Below are 15,351 nucleotides of genomic sequence, written 5' to 3' on the forward strand. Positions count from 1 at the left end.
TTCGTCGTTTAGGAGTGACCGCCCACATGGATTTTGACTCATCTTCCGCCACGCACGTGACCGGCGCCCTCCAAGATGCCGATCTGGATACGATGCTCAACACGCACTTTGCGGGCCGCGTGGTACGTAAGGATCTCACCCAGCGCGTGAAAGAGGGCGCAAACGTGCCTGTTTACGTACTGGAGTACCTGTTAGGTATGTACTGCGCCTCTGACGATACCGAGGTGATTGCCAAGGGGTTGGAAAACGTCAAAGCGATTCTGACCGATAACTACGTTCGGCCGGATGAAGCGGAGAAAGTAAAATCCATTGTGCGTGAGCGCGGCAGCTTCAAGGTGATTGATCGTGTCACGGTGCGTCTGAATGAGAAGAAAGATCGCTATGAAGCGGCGTTCAGTAACCTGGGCATCAAGGATGCCGAAATCTCTGCAGGTATTGTTAAAGAGCACGAGAAGCTGCTGGTAGGCGGTATTTGGGTGATCGCCACGCTCAGCTACTTTCACGAAGAGGGGCAAACAAGCTCGCCGTTTGGCGTTAGCCTGCTCAAGCCTATTCAGATGCCCCACATGAATATGGACGAGCTGTTTGAAGGGCGGCGTGGGTTTACCAATGTTCAATGGCGTGAAGTGCTGATTCGCTCGATTGGTATGGAACCTGCCGAGCTGGATGAGAACGTGCAATGGCACCTGCTGGCCAGGATGATTCCATTTGTCGAGAACAACTATAACGTCTGCGAGCTAGGGCCACGGGGCACCGGCAAAAGCCATATCTACAAAGAGTGCTCACCCAACAGCATTTTGGTCTCCGGCGGGCAAACCACGGTGGCTAACCTGTTCTACAACATGAGCTCGCGGCGCATTGGCCTGGTGGGTATGTGGGATTTGGTGGCGTTCGATGAAGTGGCCGGTATCTCGTTCAAGGATAAGGACGGGGTGCAGATCATGAAGGATTACATGGCCTCTGGCTCCTTTGCCCGTGGGCGCGAACAGATGGAAGCCTCAGCCTCGATGGTGTTCGTCGGCAACATCAATCAAAGCGTGGAGTCGCTGGTGAAAACCAGTCACCTATTGACGCCATTCCCCGATGCCATGATTGATGCTGCCTTCTTTGACCGCTTCCATGCCTATATTCCCGGCTGGGAAATCCCCAAGATGCGGCCCTCATTCTTCACTCAGCGCTATGGGTTTATCGTCGATTACCTAGCCGAATTTTTCCGTGAGATGCGCAAGCGCAGCTTCGCTGATGCGATTGATCGCTACTTCTCTCTGGGCGACAACCTCAACCAGCGTGACGTGATCGCGGTACGTAAAACGGTATCGGGCTTGCTGAAGCTGATGTTTCCCCATGGGGAATACATGAAAGACGATGTACGGGACTGCCTGGAATACGCCATGCAGGTACGCCGCCGCGTCAAGGAGCAGCTGAAAAAGATTGGCGGCATGGAGTTCTACGATGTCCATTTCAGCTACATCGACAAAGAGACCTTGGAAGAGCACTTTGTGTCGGTGAAAGAGCAGGGCGGTGGCGGCCTAATTCCAGAAGGCCAGGGCAAGCCAGGGGTGGTGCATACCATTGGCCTCAGCGATAAAGGCATGCCGGGGGTTTATCGCATCGAAATGCAGGTAACCGCAGGCAGCGGCAAGCTGGCGATGTCAGGGCTTTGGAACTCAACGGCCGCCAAAGAGCAGGTCAAAATGGCGTTCGATTACTTCAAGGCCAACGCCAGCCGTATCAGTGGAGCCCGCAAGGTGTTGGAGCATGATTTCCACCTTCATGTGGTCGATCTGCAAAATAGCGGCGTGCTGCGTGATCTCTCGCTAGCAAGCTTAGTCGCTTTTTCCTCTGGCCTGGTAGGTAAACCTACTCAGAGCCAAATGGTCGTGCTGGGCGACATGAGTCTAGGGGGCAGCTTGAAACCCGTCGAAAGTCTAGCGGAATGCCTGCAGGTTGCCTTTGATGCCGGTGGCAAGCGCGTCACTCTGCCCATGAGCAGCGCCATGGATATTCCTACCATCCCCGGAGAGCTGTTCACCAAGTTCCAAACCAGCTTCTATGCCGAACCGATTGATGCAGTGGTCAAAGCGCTTGGGGTGGATTAAGGTTAATGAGTCTACCGTGATACTGCATTCATGGTTTCGCACGCACTGCAGAAGGCACTTAGATGCAAAAATCTAATGAGTCCAGTGATATAAAAGCAGACGGTGGCCCTCTGCAGCGGCTTAAGGGCTCGGTCGGCAAATATGAGCTGCCGTTTGAGCCTGTAGGCGCTGACGACTGGGAAGCCATGCAGGTGGAAGAGCCTGTTCCAGCCACCCAATCAGGTGATGAGCATCCGCCGAGATAGGCACGCATTGCACATGCCATGTTAGTGAGTACATGGTCGGTAGGGGAGGAGCATAGCAATGAAAGTGACTGAAAAAGTAGAAGTCGAGGCCGTCACTGATGTGGTGTGCGATGTCTGCCTAACCACAACACGTGTAGTAGAGGAAAATCTTGAGTACGCCACCCTCAAGGCACATTGGGGCTATGGCTCTCAACACGACGGCGAGCGCTATGAAGTTCACCTTTGCGAAAGCTGTTTTTTCAGCACGTTGGCTTACTTCAAACAAGAACGCCGCGTACAAAATTTGTTCAGCGAAGATAGTGACAGAGATCAAGCCTTCAATACAGATGACCGCCTGGGGCTCGTGGCGACGGATGATTATTTTGGTGATAGAGACGCCTAAGCGTGCTATGCAGTTTCGCCACGCTTTTGGACTGGTATAGAGAGCTGCTTAAGGCAGATTTCGACCCAAAGCGGAAGTTGCGGCCAATTAGGCATGTTGGTTCGACAGTGTTATGCAGCCGGTACGATATTGATGCTTTGCTGCCGAGCTGTATTTAGTTTCACGTGATTTCAAGGGTATAGATCGTGAATGAAATGCGGTATAACCCAAATGAACGTGCCAGCGGGTCAACTCAATAAATGAGTTGGCAGTCTTATACCTGTTAAGCATACGACACTATGAATCTTGAGAGGGCGTTGAAAAGTCAGCTGGCATTGTTCACACCTTGCACAGTCATTGCATTTCGTTCAACAAGCTGCACCAGATCACAGTGCGGCTATTTATCGACGTGGGCGGCGGTTAATTTGCGTTAGCCGATGATCTTCTCAAACTTGGCTATCAGAATTTTAGTGTTCTAGGTATTTCAAACGAAGCAATCCAAGCAACCAAGCAACGTTTCGAGACAGTCTCAAACACTGTGGAATAATTGTTCGTGGATATTACCACTCATACAACTCTGCCCAAACAGCGCTACGTTGTTTGGCATGATTGCGCAGTATTCCACTTTCTAGTTGTGCCAGGAACAGCTGTTTTAGCACGTAAACATAAACCTTGAGCAGGGTAAGTACATTACTCAGCGGACTGAAAGACACTGGGGGGAGGTGTAGCGTGCAGAAATAAGCTCTGCTCTCTTAATAAAGGAGAGCAGAGCGGTGATTTGGCATGTACATTTTGGTCCTGCCGCTAAGGGTCGGACTTGCTTGGCCTGACGAGCATTCGCTTGGATAAGCGGGAGCGCTCTTAACGTTCTACTCTGTCCAGCACTTCATGCATGCGGTCATGCGGGCTTGCCGGCGAAACGCTTTCTAATTGGGAAAAATCTCCACGTAAGGCTTTAAGCGCATAGCGTTCTTGGTCAATTTCTTTTGAAGTGCGTACGTCACGTTTACGGAAGATAACAATGGGTGGACACCATCCTTGCAATGCGTGTTGCAGCAGAAAGCCGGTTACCGCCGCAGGCAACAGGAACCATCGCTTATCGACTAACGCCCCAAGGGCCACTCCAGCCAAGCTCAGGGTAGCCGCGTTCGCTTCCAGAGTGCGTTCAATATCCCACTCATGGTCGAGCTCATGCAGACGGTGCTCAATTTCATGAGGATATTGGGCGAAGTACGCAATGTTGTCTTCGGTGCGCCGCCGGATATGCTGGTTGATGCTTTCGGCAGTATTCTGCTCAACGCGTGAAGTCGTTGAAGGCAGCATGTGACCTCCTTATCCTTAAGTTAATATGTCCAAAGATATCTTTAACCAAGAGCTAGCAATCTTAACGCTAATCTAGATCTACACTTTTAGTTCTATAATTCACTCTTAGCAAGCGGTGGTTTAAGCTCAAGCGCTGGTCAGCGGCTGCCTGAGAACCGCTTTGCTAACCACCACCCGCCAATCATTGCCACAAGCATCGCGACGAGAGGCGTGCTCAGTCCGACGACCGAGGCGATGGCAGGACCTGGACAGTAGCCCGAAAGCCCCCAACCAATGCCAAAGAGCGCCGCCCCACCGAGCAAACGGCTATCGAGTTCACGCTTGGTTGGTAGTTGAAATTTATCACCAAAAAAAGGGCTGCTCCGACGCAACACCAACCGGTAGCCGATGAAGGTAGTGATGACGGCCCCGCCCAGTACAAAGGCCAAGGTAGGATCCCATTCGTCGGCGATATCCAGAAAGCTGAGAACACGCGCCGGATCGGTCATGCCTGAAATGGCGAGGCCGAGTCCGAACAAGAGCCCTGCGGCGTAAGCCATTAAGGTTCTCATGCCCCACCTCCTATCACATGTCGGGTGATATAGACGGTTGCCATGGCACTCAGCAAAAACGTGACGGTAGCCGCCATCGAACGCGGCGATAGACGTGACAGGCCACATACCCCATGACCACTGGTACAGCCGCTGCCGAGCCCTGTCCCGACACCCACCAACAGCCCCGCAATCAACATCAGCATCACGCCACCGGCGGGATCACCAATAACCTCATTGGGCTGTCCCACCACGTTTCCCAGACCACCTCCCGCCAGAACGAGCACAACAGGCCCGGTGACCAGGCCAACCAAGAACGCGGCCCGCCAAGCGCTGTGGCCCTTTGGAGGCGTCGTCACCAGCGTGCCGGCGATGCCGCTGATACCGGTGATACGTCCTAGCGTGGCCATCAACCAGGTAGCGGAAATGCCGATGAGTATACCGCCGGCCAATCCTTGCAGATTTGAAGTCCAATCCACTTCGTTTACTCCTTAGTTTGGTGAACCTGTTGGGTGTTGGTTGCCTGAGCCAACGACGTTTTCTCTTGATGCAGGCTGCGCCAAGCATCGTAGGTACTGAGGAAGACCTCGCCGCCGAGCGCTTTCATGAAATCGGAGCCACGAAGCTTGTCCATAACCGGCCCCTTGACCTCGGCCAGATGCAGCGCCATGTCGGCATCCTTCAACCGAGCGTTGATCTCCTCTAGGCTCTCCAAGGCCGAGGCGTCGATGGTATTAACTGCCTGACACGCCAGCACGATATGCTGCAATTCGAAGTCACGGGAAATCAAGGCCATCACGGTATCCTCAAGGTAACGGGCATTGGCGAAATAAAGGCTTTCGTCGATGCGGAGTATGACCAGACGCTTATCGGTCTCAACGTCGTGACGCAGGACATTTCGGAAATGCTCGCTGCCCGGCACTCGGCCGACCACGGCGCTATGGGGACGGCTGGTACGGTAGAGATGCAAGGCGAGCGATAGCCCTACGCCGGCCAGGATGCCGCTTTCCACCCCATGGCCCAGGGTGGCGATGATGGTTACCAACATGGCTACGCCATCACTGCGGGAGTAGACCCAGTTTTTTTGCACCGCGCCCAAATCCACCAATGACAGGACGGCGACGATAATGGTTGCGGCGAGCGTGACGATGGGGAGATAGGCGATCAACGGTGTCAGCAGCAACGCGGCCAGTGTGATGCCTATGGCCGTGAACGCACCTGCCGCCGGAGTCTGAGCGCCGGCATCGAAATTGACCACCGAACGGGCAAAGCCACCCGTCACCGGCATGCCGCCAGAGAAGGAAGCCGCGATATTCGAAGTGCCAAGACCGATCAGTTCCTGGTTTGGCTCGATGCGTTGCCGACGCTTGGCGGCCAAGGACTGACCTACCGATACTGACTCTACGAAACCGACCACGCTTATCAGCAAGGCAGCTACTAACAGTTCACGCCATAGCCCAAGGTCCAAACCTGGTAAGGTAAGCGGAGGTAGGCCGGCCGGTACTTCTCCCACGACGGCTACGCCGTGCTGGTCGAGCTGCCAGGCCCAGCTCGCTAGGGTGGTCAGCGCCACGGCAAGAATCGGTGCTGCCTTGGACAGCATATCCGCTGAGCGTGACGGCAGGCCTAGCGACAGGAGCCCTGGCTTCAACCAACGCCGGGCAGCATAAAGAAAGACCAGCACACCTAAACCGATGGCAAGAGTAATCCCATGGAGGCTGCCCACGTTTACCCACAGGTCGCCCAGTAATTCGATCATGTTGTGACCCGAGGCTTCCACCCCCAGCAGGTGTCGGGCCTGACCGATCGCGATGAGCAGCCCCGAGGCGGTGATGAATCCGGAGATCACGGGATGACTGAGGAAATTGGCCAAGAAGCCCAGTCGCGCCACCCCCATGAGGATGAGAAGCAAACCAGACATCAGTGCCAGTACCAGTGCAGCGCCCAAGTATTCCGGCGACCCTTGCGGGGCGACGCGACCGATGGCCACCGCTGTCATCAGCGAGACCACTGCCACTGGCCCTACCGCAAGGGTGCGGCTGGTCCCGAAAATCGCATAAACGAACAGCGGAGCGATGCTTGCATAAAGCCCCACCTCGGGGGGAAGGCCCGCCAGCATGGCGTATGCCAGCGACTGCGGGATCAGCATGACGGTCACGATTACCGCTGCCAACAGGTCGCTGGCCAACGTATCGCGTCCATAGCCGGGCAGCCACTGGAGTATAGGTAGATAATGCTTCAGGCTGGCCATAGCACGCTCACGACCCAGAATCACCCTTTGCCTGATGGGCTTGTTGTTCAAGCCTGTCGCGCAAGGGCTCCAAGTCATAGCCAGCCGCATTGGCTGATTCGATCAGCTCGGATACCGGACGCTGCGGGGCGAGTGATAATGCCCACAAATGGGCCACGCGTTTTCCCGTTCGGCAGAAGCCGAGCACGGGGGCCTTTGCAGAATGCAGCACATCTGAATAGGCATCGATGTCCGCCTTTGCGTATTCCCCAGGCTTTACGGGAACTTCATGCCAGGCCATGCCCAGTGATTTGGCCTTAGCCTTGAGGGCATCGGGATCCGGCTGGTCATCACTTTCCCCGCGCGGGCGATTGGAGATAATGGTGCGGAACCCTTGTTCGGCAAGCTGTTCAAGTTCGTCGAGGCGAGGTTGTGCTGCCACGTAAAGGCGATCATCGAGTGGTTTGATATCCATAGGTTACCTCCTTGGTCGCTTTAGGAACGCGCCTCATCATCCCAGGCGGCCCCCGGTAGAGCATCGAGGGGAATCTTCAGGTAACGACGACCATTATCCTCTGGCTCTGGCAGGTCGCCGCCCCGGATATTGACTTGCAAAGCGTGCAGGATCAGTTTCGGCATGGGCAGCTTGGCGTCACGTTCGTTACGCAAAGCGATGAAGCTTTCCGCTGTCGGGCTGTCTTGGAGATGAATATTGGTTTCGCGCTGGACACTCACCGTGCTTTCCCACTCTGGCTCGCGATCGCCGGGCATGTAGTCGTGACCGGTAAAGAGCCGAGTGTCGTCCGGCAGTGCCAGGATGGCCTGAATGGAATCCCACAGTTTGTGAGCATTGCCCCCAGGGAAATCGGCACGGGCCGTACCACCATCCGGCTGAAACAGCGTGTCGTGCACGAACGCCGCATCGCCGATGACGTAGGTGATCGACGCCTTGGTATGGCCGGGCGAGAACATAATCCGGCCTTCTATCTCGCCCACGTGGAAAGTATCGCCCTCTACAAAAAGGTGGTCCCACTGTCGGCCGTCATCCGGAAAGTCGGGCCAGTTGTATATATCCTTCCATAGCGCTTGCACTTGCGTAACGTAAGCTCCTATAGCCGTTGGTGCCCCTGTCTTTTCCTTAAGATACTGTGCTGCCGAAAAATGGTCGGCGTGTGGATGCGTATCGAGTATCCAGTCAACGATGAGCCCCTCCCGTGCGACGTAATCTAGTAACTCATCAGCATGGTGGGTTGCAGTGGTCCCTGACTTCTCATCAAAGTCCAGGACAGGGTCAAGGATGGCACAGCGCCGTGTCGCAGGGTCACTGATAATATATTGAACGCTTGAGGTTCTTTGATCGTAAAAGCCGGCCACGTCCGGCCTGCCTGGTGAGTGTCGGAAATTACGCATATTCTTCCTCATTCTCCATTTTAGTTACAAGCCTAGACCATATTGGAATAACAAGAAAACAATGAAACATGTTTATACAAACATCAAGTAAAAGTGACATCTCCCCCTCTGATTGGGTTGAGCTAGCCAGATTCCAAGCGACTCAACGAACTCGAAGTCGCGAAGACAAGATTAAAGAAGCTTTTCACTGAGTCGCTACTGGAGATGATTGCCGCTAGCCACCGGGCTATTTAACTTCTGCCCAGCTTATAAATTAATAGGCATTAATACATGTAAAATTTAATAGTGCCTATTAGGGCGTGTCCTCATTTTGAAAGAAAGGCTGTCCCTCATTGATTTTCTGTGGGGTTATGCGACTCTTCTTAACAGAAGGGGAGTACAGCCATGACACGATATGTTTTGACCGATGACATTTGGGAACAGCTTCAAGTCACCATGAAAGCAAAGGGTTGCCACCGCTGGCCCAATGATCGAAATGTGATGGAAGCAATACTCTGGAAACTCCGAACCGGCGCTCCCTAGCGCGATGTTCCAAGTGAGTTTTGCCCCTGGAAAACGGCCTATAATCGCTTCAACCGCTGGGCCACCAAAGGACTGTGGGAGCAATTTTTTTTGAGCTACGAGGCGAAATTGATGCGGAGTGGGTATTCGCCGACGGAAGTTACCTCCGCGCTCACCAGCATGCGAGTGGAGCTCGGCATGGAGAAGAGCGGGCCATTGGAAAATCACGAGGAGGAGCTACCACCAAACTTCATATGCTCGCCGATGCGCATGGAAATCCGGTCGATTTTGAAGTCACTGGGGGTAACGTCCACGACGCCACGGTTGCAGAGCACCTCATAAAGAAGGTCGATCAAGCCGACCACTTCATTGCTGACAAGGGCTATGATTCAGAGGGCATCCGTGACCATGCCAGGGCAGGGGGCATCAACCCGATCATCCCCAAAAGATCAAACAACAAGACGCCAAATCCGGAGTTTGACGCCTTTCTCTACAGGCATCGCCATTTGGTAGAAAACCTCTTTGCTCGGCTGAAACACTTTCGCAGCATTGCCACTCGCTTTGAGAAACTGGCACGAAATTTCAAATCCATGGTTTACCTGGCGTGCACCTTCATTTGGTTGAAAATGAAATGAGGACACGCCCTAAGCAAACAAAACCATAGAAAAAGCGCTTGCCATGTTTATTGGGGCAAGCGCTTTTTTACATATGCGCGCTAAAAAATTCCCATGTAACAAGCTAATTACTTAATGCTAGATGAAATTCCATATACAGAACAGCTACTTAGTCATTTAACATTAAGAGAGCATTAAGCGATATATCATAACACATTGACACGTATCAACTTTCTACCTTGAGCAAAGGCGTAATCTAAGGGTATTCCGACATTCGCCCTGCGAATGCCGTTTAATTCGCCAAGGAGGCGCTATGGACGCAATACGTCGCTCGCTCTTGGGTCAAATGGCACGCTTAAGTGCAGGCGCTGCGCTGATGCCGTTTTCAAGCCTTGCCCAAGCTGGCATTAATCAGCAACCTGCCCGCCGCGAAGGCGACCCAACTAAACGCTACGGTATGCTTATCGACTTACGCCAGTGCATCGGCTGCCAAGCCTGTACGGTGTCGTGTCATATCGAAAACGCTGCACCGCTGGGACAGTTTCGCACCACGGTCTCCCAGTATGAAGTACAGCATCAGGAAAGCGGCGAATTAGCCACCTTTATGCTGCCCCGGCTGTGTAACCACTGTGAAAACCCACCCTGCGTCCCGGTCTGCCCTGTAGAAGCCACTTACCAGCAGCAGGATGGCATTGTGGTGGTCGATAGCGACCGCTGCGTAGGGTGTGCCTATTGCGTCAATGCTTGCCCCTACGATGCTCGCTTTATTAACCAACGCACTCAAACCGCCGACAAGTGCACCTTCTGTGCCCATCGTCTAGAAGCCGGACTATTGCCCGCTTGCGTTGAGAGCTGCGTAGGCGGTGCCCGCGTGATTGGAGATATGCGCGATCCTCAAAGCCAAATCAGCCGCATGATTCATGAACATCGCGATGCATTGATGGTGCTACAACCAGAAAAAAACACCCTTCCTCAGGTGTTCTACCTAGGCATGGATGAGCGCTTCACCACGCGTCCTAAGGCCGAGCCCGTTGCGCTCGAAGTACTCGACCCCCACGGTCAGGAGATGGGCTATGAATTCCACCATTGAGCTACTGGCACCGCGCTATGACATCGCCTGGTACCCGTGGGCGGTTCAGTACTTTTTTATGATTGCGGTTTCCTACGCCAGCCTATGGCTAGCCGCCCCAGCACTGGTATTCGGTAAAAAAACCTGGCTGCCTACCGCACGTCTGGCGCTAATCGCTTGCGTTAGCACTACGCTAGTGGCGCCCGTTGCGTTACTCGCGGATTTGCACCAGCCACTGCGGTTCTGGCACTTCTACGCTTACGCCAATAGCCACTCGTGGATGTCGATTGGCAGCGTTGTTCTGCCGCTTTATTTGGTTAGCGTGCTTGGCCTTGCTTGGTTGGCATGGCGGCCCGCGCTGCAGGCACAGTGCGGCACTCCAGGACTCGGTGGCATGCTAGCCACCTGGCTTTCACTGGGCAGAGGCACAACGCCACGAGCAATGGTCGCGGTGGTAGGTCTGGCTGCGCTGGGACTTTCCAGCGGCATTATGCTTTACACCGGTGCGGAACTAGCAATCGTAAAGGCCCGTCCGCTTTGGAACACCGTGTGGCTACCGCCCATGCTGGCGACCACCGGATTTATCGCCGCCTCCGGTCTGGTGTTAGTGCTGAACAGGGTTAGTGGGCTTTGTTCGCAAACCGCTATACGACAGATGCTGTATGTGCTGCTAGTGGCCTGTGCGCTAGCAGGATTGATCGCGCTTAGCTGGTTTTTAGATGGCGTAAATGCCCACGTAGGCTCAGTCGCCACCGCGCTGGAATCCGTGCGCCATAGCGCCTCGTGGCGCAACACTGCCCTCTGGGGAGGCATTACCGGCATCGCGCTGTTTGCCGCCGTGTTGTTTTTATTGACTCGCCCTACCCTGCGCCAGCCCGGGCCGAGCGGCGCTCCAACCTCTAGCCAGCCAGCACTGTTTGCCTGGGCATGGTTGCTAGGCCTCGTCGCCATACACATGGGCTGGATGTTTCGCTGGGTGGTACTGATGGATGTTCAGCATGTGGCGCGCAATAGTGCCGGATTTCACCACTATGGTATTCCCGCCGGCTCTTCCGGCATTTTAGGCATTGTTGGCACCTTCGGTCTCTGGCTCGCCGTTATTCTCCTGATTGAACTGTTTATTCCCTGGCGACAGGCCCAACAAGGCGGCCTTATAGCAATGCCAACCCACGCTGCCCAAGATGCTTCTACTCATCCTCTCACCGCTAAAAAAGGAGCGTCTAGTCATGTCTAAGTCTGCTCAAGACCCGTCACGCCGCCGTTTTCTAAAAGGCGCTGCCGCCGCTGGTGGTGCAGCCACCTTTGCCGTGGGCTATGCCGACCCACTGGCAAAAATGGCCAAGGGCATTACCGGTAGCGCGGGTGAAAAACCCAGGCACAATATTCATGGCAACTCGCTGACCCCAGAATACCGCGTCGATTTAGACACTGGCGAACTCACCTTAACCCCCGGCCAGCGAGTCGCCTTCACTATTTGTTACGGCTGTACTACCCGATGCGGCGTGAGAGTGAGGGTCGATGACACCCTTGGCGAAGTACTGCGGGTATCAGGCAATCCCTACCACCCGCTGTCCGCCGACGACCATTTACCTATGCGTACACCGGTGGCGGATGCACTGCGTAGTGTTAGCGCCTATGGTGAACAGGGTCAGATAAACCGCTCCACCGCCTGCGCCCGTGGCAACGCCATGATGAGCCAAATTACCAACCCTTTCCGAGTCGACAACTGCCTGAAACGAGTAGGTGAACGTGGTAGCCGTCAATGGCAGAAAATCTCCTTTGAGCAGCTAATTGAAGAAATCTGCGAAGGCGGCGACCTGTTTAACGAAGGCCACGTTGATGGACTGCGCGATATTCGCGATCACGACACCCTGATTGACCCTGACAACCCTGAATATGGCCCCAAGGCCAACCAATTAATGGTGATGGAAGCCACTGACTACGGGCGTTCAGACCTACTCAAGCGCTTTACCCTCAATGCCTTTGCTACCCGCAATTATGGTCACCATGGCGCTTACTGTGGTTTGGCTTTCCGCATGGGATCTGGCGCGGTGATGAACAATATTGTCACCAACGCCCACGTTAAGCCAGATATCCAAAACGCACGCTTCATCATGTATATCGGCTGTGCGCCCAGCCAAGCGGGCAACCCGTTTAAACGCCAAGGCCGCTTGATTGCCCAAGCCCGTGCAGCCGGTACGTTGGAGTACGTGGTGGTCGACCCAGCGCTCAATGCCGCCACCTCCCACGCAGCCGACAACAACCGCTGGGTGCCTATTCGTCCTGGGACAGACAGCGCTTTTGCCATGGCAATCATCCAGTGGCTACTCGACAACCAAGGCTATGCTAGTGACTTCCTAGCTCTGCCCGGCCAAGCCGCCGCCAATGCAGCGGGCGAAACCACCCACTCCAACGCCACTCATTTGGTGATTGACACCTATGAACACCCCCGCAGAGGTTATTTTCTTCGCGCCAGCGACCTGGGCCTAGCGGAAGCGGATAACGATGCTGACTCGCCGATGGTAGTCGCCAATGGCGAACTCGCGCTAAGCGAAGAGGTGATGACCGCCGAGCTCTTTGCCGAACGTCCGGTTGAGCTTGCCGATGGCACCACCGTGACCGTCAAAAGCAGCCTGACGTTGCTAAGCGAATCTGCCCACGAGTACGACCTAGACACCTATGCCGAGCATTGTGGCATTCCCAAGGCGACGATTATTGAATTGGCCAGCCGCTATGCCAGCCATGGCAGAAAAGCCGCTGTTAACTGTCACGGCGGCATGATGTCGGGTAACGGTTTCTACGCCGATTATTGAATTGGCCAGCCGCTATGCCAGCCATGGCAGAAAAGCCGCTGTTAACTGTCACGGCGGCATGATGTCGGGTAACGGTTTCTACGCCGCGTTCAGCGTGCAAATGCTGAACTTACTGGCGGGCAACTACAACATGAAGGGTGGCAGCGCCGTGGGCGGCGGCACTTACAGCGGTACCGGCGAGGGCCCACGCTACGACTTAGCCAACTTTCCTGGTAAGCGCGCACCTCAGGGGGTGTTTCTATCCCGCTCGCGCTTCCCCTACGAAAAGTCTTCCGAGTATCAGCGCAAAGTCGCCGCAGGCGAAAATCCTTACCCGGCTAGAGCGCCGTGGCGCTCGTTGGCACCGCCGACACTCACAGAGCACCTACCCTCTGCACTAGATAGCTATCCTTACCCCATCAAAGCGGTGATTGGCTGTATGGCCAACCCGATTTATGGTCAGGCCGGTCTGAAAAGCGTCATTGTCGACAAGCTGAAGGACCCTAAGCGTCTAGGGCTCTTTGTCGCCGTGGATGGCTTTATCAATGAAACCAACCGCTACGCCGACTACATCGTGCCTGATTCCGTGATGTACGAGGTGTGGGGGTTTACTGGCGCGTGGAAAGGCACCCTCGGCAAACTAACCACCGCCTGCTGGCCCGTAGTTGAGCCACGCCAGCAAAAAACCGCCGAGGGAGAACCGGTGTCAATGGACAGCTTCTTTATTGCCGTGGCCAAGCGCCTGGGTCTGCCCGGCTTTGGCGACAACGCAATTCCCGATGCCCAAGGAAATCTGCACCCGCTCAATCGCGCTGAGGATTACTACCTGCGAGCCGCGGCCAATATCGCTTTTCAAGAAGAGCCACTGCCAGAAGCAGATGACGCTGATATTGCTCATGGAGGCATTGCCCCACTGCTGCCTAAAATCGCAAGAACGCTAAAATCTGATGAACGCGCTAGAGTTGCCTATCTCTATGCCCGGGGTGGACGCTTTGAAGATGCCAGCGAGCACTTCATCGGTGAAAAATTGAAATACCAGTGGAAGCAAACGCTGTGTGTTTACAACGAATCGGTAGGCACCAGTATTGATACCACTAATGGCCTGCCCAATAGCGGCGTCCCCTGCCATAAGCTGCCTCAGATGGCGAACAAGCAACCTATGCGCGAGATATTTTCTGAGCAGGAGTGGCCGCTGCTAGCCTTCTCGTTCAAATCCAATCTGATGAACTCTTACGCCATTGGGAGTGAGCGGCTACGTATGATCAAGCCTTATAACCCGATACAAATGCACCGCCAAGACGCCGAGCGCTTTGGTATCCAGCACGGTGATACCATTCGCATAGAAAGCCCTGGCGGAAGCGTTGTGGGATTGGCACTAGTCAGTGAAAGCGTAATACCTGGCGCCCTGGGCATTGAGCACGGCTATGGCCACAAGGATTTAGGTGCCACGCCACATGTCATCGACGGGGTATCCCAGCCGGATATGCCCTGGATGCGTGCAGGTATCAATATTAATGACCTAGGCTTTCAAGACCCCACACGGAAAGTAGATGGCACTTGGCTAGAGCCAATCAGTGGGGCCAGCGTGCGCCAAGGCTTACCAGTAAAAGTTAGACGAGTCTAACCAATGCAGAGCAATAGAATATATACAGCTAGCTTTGCAAATTTGGAATGAAAAAAACAAGGACGCCCTCATGAGCTTCTAAGGGTGTCCGCTAAGGCTGTAGTGGTCAATTAAAACTGGCCAACGGTTTATAGTTAACTCAGTATTTTTTCTCTGCCTGGTTCGGACACTTATCAACTTGACTAGAAACGCAACATTTTAACTGTCACTTATCTGCTAATTGCTGGCGATATGGTCGTTATATTCATTCATGAGTGGGTGCTCGGAGGAATTGTTGGCCTATTAGGCCGTAGCCACAGGCATGATCTTGTGTCATCAGATGACGAGGTTCAAAGGTCCAAAAGTGGTGGAGCCTAAATGCCCTAGATAGGGAACCATCTTTAAGTACACGGCTCATCCAGCCCAGACTCCCATAAGCAGCCAGCACGAATAGTCAGCGAGCTGGTTACAGTGCTGGGCTGGTACTGTGACTTCTCTAGGACTTTGGAGCGTTCGGCTCGTCCAAGGTGTCGTTCAAAAATTGACTAGCCATAGCCTAGAGCTTGCCGATCCT

General features: G+C 54.3%; 14 protein-coding genes and 1 pseudogene. 9 read left to right on the forward strand and 6 right to left on the reverse strand.

Annotated features, from left to right (window positions below):
* Positions 1 to 26: 26 nt before the first annotated feature.
* The 3 genes from brxL to RO22_RS11710 all read left to right on the forward strand — a co-directional run bounded on the left by brxL (position 27) and on the right by RO22_RS11710 (position 2,726).
* Positions 27 to 2,099: a protease Lon-related BREX system protein BrxL gene (brxL, locus tag RO22_RS11700; RefSeq protein ID WP_052475612.1), complete on the forward strand. Its 2,073-nt coding sequence runs from the start codon at positions 27 to 29 to the stop codon at positions 2,097 to 2,099.
* A gap of 62 nt (positions 2,100 to 2,161) precedes the next feature.
* On the forward strand, positions 2,162 to 2,344 hold the full coding sequence (locus tag RO22_RS11705) for a hypothetical protein (RefSeq protein WP_041158396.1): 183 nt from the start codon (positions 2,162 to 2,164) through the stop codon (positions 2,342 to 2,344).
* Positions 2,345 to 2,402: 58 nt separating this feature from the next.
* The gene (locus RO22_RS11710; protein WP_041158397.1) at positions 2,403 to 2,726 is read left to right on the forward strand and encodes a hypothetical protein; all 324 of its coding nucleotides are present in this window, start codon (positions 2,403 to 2,405) and stop codon (positions 2,724 to 2,726) included.
* 840 nt (positions 2,727 to 3,566) lie between these two features.
* On the opposite strand, the gene RO22_RS11715 is transcribed toward RO22_RS11710, so the two are convergent.
* The 6 genes from RO22_RS11715 to RO22_RS11740 form a co-directional block, all read right to left on the reverse strand.
* On the reverse strand, positions 3,567 to 4,028 hold the full coding sequence (locus RO22_RS11715) for a DUF2892 domain-containing protein (protein WP_041158398.1): 462 nt from the start codon (positions 4,026 to 4,028) through the stop codon (positions 3,567 to 3,569).
* 137 nt (positions 4,029 to 4,165) lie between these two features.
* Positions 4,166 to 4,579, reverse strand: coding sequence for a DUF6691 family protein (locus RO22_RS11720; protein WP_041158399.1), 414 nt, complete (start codon positions 4,577 to 4,579; stop codon positions 4,166 to 4,168).
* Positions 4,576 to 5,037, reverse strand: coding sequence for a YeeE/YedE family protein (locus tag RO22_RS11725; protein WP_041158400.1), 462 nt, complete (start codon positions 5,035 to 5,037; stop codon positions 4,576 to 4,578). Before RO22_RS11725 ends, RO22_RS11720 begins: the two co-directional genes overlap by 4 nt.
* A 5-nt stretch (positions 5,038 to 5,042) precedes the next feature.
* The gene (locus RO22_RS11730) at positions 5,043 to 6,809 is read right to left on the reverse strand and encodes a SulP family inorganic anion transporter (RefSeq protein ID WP_041158401.1); all 1,767 of its coding nucleotides are present in this window, start codon (positions 6,807 to 6,809) and stop codon (positions 5,043 to 5,045) included.
* 7 nt (positions 6,810 to 6,816) lie between these two features.
* Positions 6,817 to 7,263 carry a TIGR01244 family sulfur transferase gene (locus tag RO22_RS11735; RefSeq protein WP_041158402.1) on the reverse strand — a complete coding sequence of 149 codons (447 nt, stop codon included), beginning with the start codon at positions 7,261 to 7,263 and terminating at the stop codon, positions 6,817 to 6,819.
* Between the two features lie 20 nt (positions 7,264 to 7,283).
* Positions 7,284 to 8,198 (reverse strand): MBL fold metallo-hydrolase, encoded by a 915-nt coding sequence (locus RO22_RS11740; RefSeq protein WP_039857571.1) that lies wholly within the window; start codon positions 8,196 to 8,198, stop codon positions 7,284 to 7,286.
* Positions 8,199 to 8,406: 208 nt separating this feature from the next.
* On the opposite strand from RO22_RS11740, the gene RO22_RS24130 reads away from it, so the two are divergent.
* The 6 genes and pseudogenes from RO22_RS24130 (at position 8,407) to RO22_RS25015 (ending at position 14,798) form a co-directional block, all read left to right on the forward strand.
* Positions 8,407 to 8,481 (forward strand): DUF2892 domain-containing protein, encoded by a 75-nt coding sequence (locus RO22_RS24130; protein WP_083868688.1) that lies wholly within the window; start codon positions 8,407 to 8,409, stop codon positions 8,479 to 8,481.
* A gap of 101 nt (positions 8,482 to 8,582) precedes the next feature.
* Positions 8,583 to 9,334: pseudogene (locus RO22_RS11745) on the forward strand (IS5 family transposase).
* Positions 9,335 to 9,626: 292 nt separating this feature from the next.
* On the forward strand, positions 9,627 to 10,403 hold the full coding sequence (gene dsrO / locus RO22_RS11750) for a sulfate reduction electron transfer complex DsrMKJOP subunit DsrO (protein WP_039857572.1): 777 nt from the start codon (positions 9,627 to 9,629) through the stop codon (positions 10,401 to 10,403).
* Entirely contained in the window at positions 10,387 to 11,616 is a 1,230-nt protein-coding gene (nrfD, locus tag RO22_RS11755) for an NrfD/PsrC family molybdoenzyme membrane anchor subunit (protein ID WP_041158403.1), read from the forward strand. Before dsrO ends, nrfD begins: the two co-directional genes overlap by 17 nt.
* Positions 11,609 to 13,195: a molybdopterin-dependent oxidoreductase gene (locus RO22_RS25010; RefSeq protein ID WP_235270497.1), complete on the forward strand. Its 1,587-nt coding sequence runs from the start codon at positions 11,609 to 11,611 to the stop codon at positions 13,193 to 13,195. Before nrfD ends, RO22_RS25010 begins: the two co-directional genes overlap by 8 nt.
* A gap of 1 nt (position 13,196) precedes the next feature.
* Positions 13,197 to 14,798: a molybdopterin dinucleotide binding domain-containing protein gene (locus RO22_RS25015; RefSeq protein ID WP_235270498.1), complete on the forward strand. Its 1,602-nt coding sequence runs from the start codon at positions 13,197 to 13,199 to the stop codon at positions 14,796 to 14,798.
* Positions 14,799 to 15,351: the final 553 nt, after the last annotated feature.

It is taken from the genome of Halomonas sp. KHS3, from assembly GCF_000830495.1.
GTDB lineage: Bacteria > Pseudomonadota > Gammaproteobacteria > Pseudomonadales > Halomonadaceae > Vreelandella > Vreelandella titanicae.

Bases quoted from the DNA above. Each gene is read 5' to 3' on its own strand.
- brxL (WP_052475612.1), top strand. From the start codon at position 27: ATGGATTTTGACTCATCTTCCGCCACGCACGTGACCGGCGCCCTCCAA.
- RO22_RS11705 (WP_041158396.1), top strand. From the start codon at position 2,162: ATGCAAAAATCTAATGAGTCCAGTGATATAAAAGCAGACGGTGGCCCT.
- RO22_RS11710 (WP_041158397.1), top strand. From the start codon at position 2,403: ATGAAAGTGACTGAAAAAGTAGAAGTCGAGGCCGTCACTGATGTGGTG.
- RO22_RS11715 (WP_041158398.1), bottom strand. From the start codon at position 4,028: ATGCTGCCTTCAACGACTTCACGCGTTGAGCAGAATACTGCCGAAAGC.
- RO22_RS11720 (WP_041158399.1), bottom strand. From the start codon at position 4,579: ATGAGAACCTTAATGGCTTACGCCGCAGGGCTCTTGTTCGGACTCGGC.
- RO22_RS11730 (WP_041158401.1), bottom strand. From the start codon at position 6,809: ATGGCCAGCCTGAAGCATTATCTACCTATACTCCAGTGGCTGCCCGGC.
- RO22_RS11735 (WP_041158402.1), bottom strand. From the start codon at position 7,263: ATGGATATCAAACCACTCGATGATCGCCTTTACGTGGCAGCACAACCT.
- RO22_RS11740 (WP_039857571.1), bottom strand. From the start codon at position 8,198: ATGCGTAATTTCCGACACTCACCAGGCAGGCCGGACGTGGCCGGCTTT.
- dsrO (WP_039857572.1), top strand. From the start codon at position 9,627: ATGGACGCAATACGTCGCTCGCTCTTGGGTCAAATGGCACGCTTAAGT.
- nrfD (WP_041158403.1), top strand. From the start codon at position 10,387: ATGAATTCCACCATTGAGCTACTGGCACCGCGCTATGACATCGCCTGG.
- RO22_RS25010 (WP_235270497.1), top strand. From the start codon at position 11,609: ATGTCTAAGTCTGCTCAAGACCCGTCACGCCGCCGTTTTCTAAAAGGC.